The organism is Actinomadura chokoriensis, assembly GCF_041463665.1.
Taxonomy (GTDB): Bacteria; Actinomycetota; Actinomycetes; order Streptosporangiales; family Streptosporangiaceae; genus Spirillospora; species Spirillospora chokoriensis_A.
In genome coordinates this window covers 1-4,023 of the sequence record NZ_JAXCEJ010000059.1, presented here as the reverse complement: position 1 = coordinate 4,023, position 4,023 = coordinate 1, and the positions used below count along the sequence as shown (strand labels likewise).

Annotated in this window: 2 protein-coding genes and 1 pseudogene; 2 read left to right on the top strand and 1 reads right to left on the bottom strand. The window is 65.0% G+C overall.

Translation table 11 applies throughout. From position 1 onward, the window contains the following. Window positions 1-337: 337 nt before the first annotated feature. Complete coding sequence (locus SM418_RS37755) at window positions 338-724, bottom strand: hypothetical protein (protein WP_371946445.1); 387 nt, start codon at window positions 722-724, stop codon at window positions 338-340. A gap of 788 nt (window positions 725-1,512) precedes the next feature. Here SM418_RS37755 and ltrA point away from each other — a divergent pair. Together ltrA and SM418_RS37745 are read left to right on the top strand one after the other, a co-directional pair. Then, window positions 1,513-2,904, top strand: a complete 1,392-nt coding sequence (gene ltrA, locus SM418_RS37750) for a group II intron reverse transcriptase/maturase (protein ID WP_371946446.1) — start codon at window positions 1,513-1,515, stop codon at window positions 2,902-2,904. 288 nt (window positions 2,905-3,192) lie between these two features. Continuing rightward, window positions 3,193-3,891: pseudogene (locus SM418_RS37745) on the top strand (transposase family protein); the annotation flags it as partial. Window positions 3,892-4,023: the final 132 nt, after the last annotated feature.

Here is a 4,023-nt window from a genome sequence, read left to right as displayed (position 1 = left end):
ACCCTGCCATCACGCAGCAGTCACCGGAGAGCCCGTTGCGGTGAAAGCCGCACGGCGGGTTCGGGAGGAGGCCGTCGGAAAAGGACCAGCCAACGCTGGCACCTCGCCGACGGCCCACCTCACCATGCACCCATAGCTGGCTGCAAGTCCACGATCACGAACCAGTGCACCAACTTCAGCACTGGAAGGCGAGTTCATACTGGTGCGGCCAGCGCCAGCGAGCGCTGCTCGCTGGCAGCATCCCTCGCCGTCTATGTCGCGACGTTGCCCGATCGCACCTCACCTGTTGAGCGGGCTGTTCACTTGTGACGGAGATCGCGCAGCGCGCGAGCGATGTCTACGGGAAAGGGACCTGTTCAATCCTGGCTTCCGCGGATGGGAAATCCGAGGCGAGCACAGGGCAGGTGATCTCGCGAGTCATGATCCCCGCGATGAAATCCGTCATGGAGCCGTTGAACTCCCACCAAGCGTCCTTGGCGTAGGAGTAACCCGCTACTACAACCGTCCATCCATCAGGCGGCCCCTGCGTTCGCCAGAAGAGGTGGTCACTGTTGTCGGTGACACCCCAGGGAAACAATCCGCCCTCCAGGGGGTAGAGCGGAAATGGAACCAGCCCAAGGGTCGGGAACTCATTGATCAGATCTACCGCAGCCCCCAGAATGTCCTCCGCCCAGGACAGCAGGTTCTCTCCTTCCGCATTCTCGACCGGATGAAATGTTCCCAAAAAATTGTCGATATCGAGGGGTGGATACCTTCGACACAGCTCCCATATAGTCACTCGGAAAGCGCAGCAAGGTACGTTCCCTCAGCCTCTCCCAGTCGACCGCAGGAGGAGTCTTCACAGGATCGCCGACGAACTGGATCACTCGATTCAATGAATCCACGGAAATGTTGCCCTATGCCTTCTACTTATGCCCATACTGAGCCTTTTTCGTGCGCCCAGCAGAACGGGAGGTGATGCCGCGTGAGCGGCTGATCTTGTTCGTAAGCTCGTCGTCGCTTGCCGGTGTGAGTCCGGTCCGGGTAGCTGCCAGGAGGCCCGGTAGCAGGCTGGCGGTTCCGTCTGGAAACGGGCGGGGTCGAAGCCCAGCGTCAAAGGCCCTGATGGGGGAGCGACGGTGCGGTCCGTAGTGTGAAGCGAAGCCTGCGGCGTCGTTACTCACCCGCCCGTGAGGGTGGGGCAAGGGAGTGCCGAGCCCTTCGGAATCGGGGTGAAGGCCATGGAAGCGGTGAAGAGCCTGGAAGCAGCCGCGAAGAACTCCCCGGCGTATGGGGCGCGGAACGTGCCGATAGTGGCGGCGGGAACTGGGGAGGCCCTCCCCGGCCCAGTGACCTGCGGAAATTGTTGCTGGAGCGTCGCACCCTATAACCGATGACCTCGGGAAGTGGGTGGCGTGCCGGAAGGGCGTCGGAGGTGGCCGTAGTACTGATCGAGCCGACCGGACAACACAACCGGCGGTGAGGGAAGGGCCACTGCTTCGTCGATGCATGTGATGTTGAGGAGGAGGCCCGGTGAGTGCCGGTCAGGCTATTACCGCCGCTTCGGGATCGCGTCGGCTGTCAGTGCCGCGTGATCCGGTCCGTGCCTTGCAGCATGTGCTCTACCGGGCGGCCAAGGCCGATCCCGGACGCAGGTTCCACGCGTTGATGGACAAGGTCTATCGCAGAGACGTCCTGCAACGCGCGTGGGTGACGGTGCGTGCGAACAACGGCGCACCGGGCATCGACCGGACCACCCTGGCCGAAGTCGAGGAGTACGGGATTGCCCGGCTCCTGGATGAGTTGGCCGCTGAGCTTCGGGAAGGCCGTTATCGTCCGCTGCCCGCTCGTCGGGTTCTGATACCCAAACCGGGGGTCAGGGACGAATGGCGGCCGTTGTCGATCCCGGCCGTTCGGGACCGGGTCGTGCAGGCCGCGCTAAAGATCGTGTTCGAACCGGTCTTTGAGGCGGACATGCTCGACTGCTCGTTCGGGTTCCGGCCCCGGCGGTCAGCCCATGACGCCCTGCAAGTGCTCATTGACGAGCAGGCGAAAGGGCGCCGGTGGGTGGTGGAGACGGATATCGCCAGCTGCTTCACGGCGATCCCGCACGATGAGTTGATGCGAGCGGTCGAGGAACGCGTCTGTGACCGGACCGTCCTGAAACTCCTGCGGCAGATTCTGCGCGCCGGGGTGATGCAGGACGGGCAGGTGCGACGCGAAGTCACCGGCAGCCCGCAGGGCGGGGTCATCAGCCCTGTCTTGTGCAACGTCTACCTGCACCGGCTCGACCGGGCATGGGACGAAGCGGATGGGGTGCTGGTCCGTTACGCAGACGATCTGATCGCGATGTGCTGGTCGCGCAGTCAGGCCGAACGGGCTCTTGCCCGGCTGACCGAGCTGCTGGCCGGTCTGGGGTTGGAGCCCAAGGCGGCCAAGACCCGCATCGTCCATCTGGAGGTCGGTGGGGAGGGCCTGGATTTCCTTGGGTTCCATCACCGGCTTGTCAGATCCAGAGGCGTCAACGGGAAACGTGGCTTTGTGTTCCTCGCGCGCTGGCCCGCGGACAAGGCCATGCGGCATGCCCGCGACCGGATCCGGGAGATCACCGACCGGAGCAGGCTGCCGCGACGGCCGGAGGCGATCGCGGAGGACCTGAACAGGTTTCTTCGCGGCTGGGCGGCGTACTTCAAGTACGGGCATTCGGCAGAGCGTCTCAGCAAGATCAGGAGATTCGCGCAGTGGCGGCTGGCGCGGTTCGTCAGCAAGAAGCACCGGCGCAGCGCGAAGTTCGGATGGTGGGTCATGAGCAACGCGCGGCCCATCGACCTCGGCCTGATCAGCTTGTATGGAATCGTCGTCGCACCCAGGGCTGGAAAGCCTTGGCGGGTAAGACCGAATGCCGGCGGTGAACGACGTCGGTAAGCCGTGTGCGGGAGAACCGCATGCACGGTTTGACGGGCGGGAGCTGGAAACGGAGCAGAACTGGTCACGGTCATCGGGGAAAGCACACCCGACCGGGAAACCGGCGGAAGACAGGCCCCGAGCCCTACCGCCCGAAATGCCACCGCGCCAGCTCCCGACCCTCCAGCGACAGATTCGTGTGTGCTGATCACAGCATGATCGCGGACGGCGTGGGCGGTGCCGGACGTCAAGAAACCCCTGGTAGGACGGTTGATCTCTCACAACCCCCGTCCCCACCAGAGGCCTCACATGCTTTTGTACCGTGCTTCGCTGCCGTTGTCGCGCCGGACCCTGACCTACGCCACCGGTGTCGTCCGCCGCCACCGCCAGGCCCTCGGCAGCAAGGGCCGGGCCCTACCCCCGGGCATGCAGGCCCTGATGACCCTGGTCTACCTGCGCAAGGGCGAGACCTACGCCGAACTGGGCGCCGGATTCGGCGTCTCGACCACCACCGCGTGGCGCTACGTCAACGAGACCGTCGACCTGCTCGCCGCCCGCGCGCCCAAACTCGGATCCGCCCTGGCCAAAGCGGTCAAAGCTGGGCTGCCCTACCTGGTGCTGGACGGCACCTTGATCTCGATCGACCGGGTCGCCGCCGACCGGCCCTACTACTCGGGGAAACACCGCCGCCACGGCATGAACCTCCAGGTCATCGCCGCACCGGACGGGACCCTGCTATGGGTGTCGGGACCGCTGCGCGGCTCGGTCCACGACCTGACCGCGGCCCGGACCTGGGGCGTCATCCGGGCACTGGCCGCCACCGGGCTGCTGGTGCTGGCCGACAAGGCCTACCAGGGCGCCGGCGCCCACATCCTCACGCCCTACAAGGGACGCGACAAGCCCGAACCACAAAAGGACGCCAACCGCGCACACGCCAAGCTCCGCGGACCCGGCGAACGAGCGAACGCCCACCGCAGCCCTCTTCGTCAATGTCGCGACGTTGCCTGTCGGCACCTAACTAGGGCCTGTTCGTAGTTCAGATCATGAGGGGGCTGGGAGGCTGCGCAGCCAGATGATGGCTGCGCGCAGGTGGAGTCCGGCTTCGTAGCTTTCGGGGGTTTTGTCGTAGCGGGTGGCCAG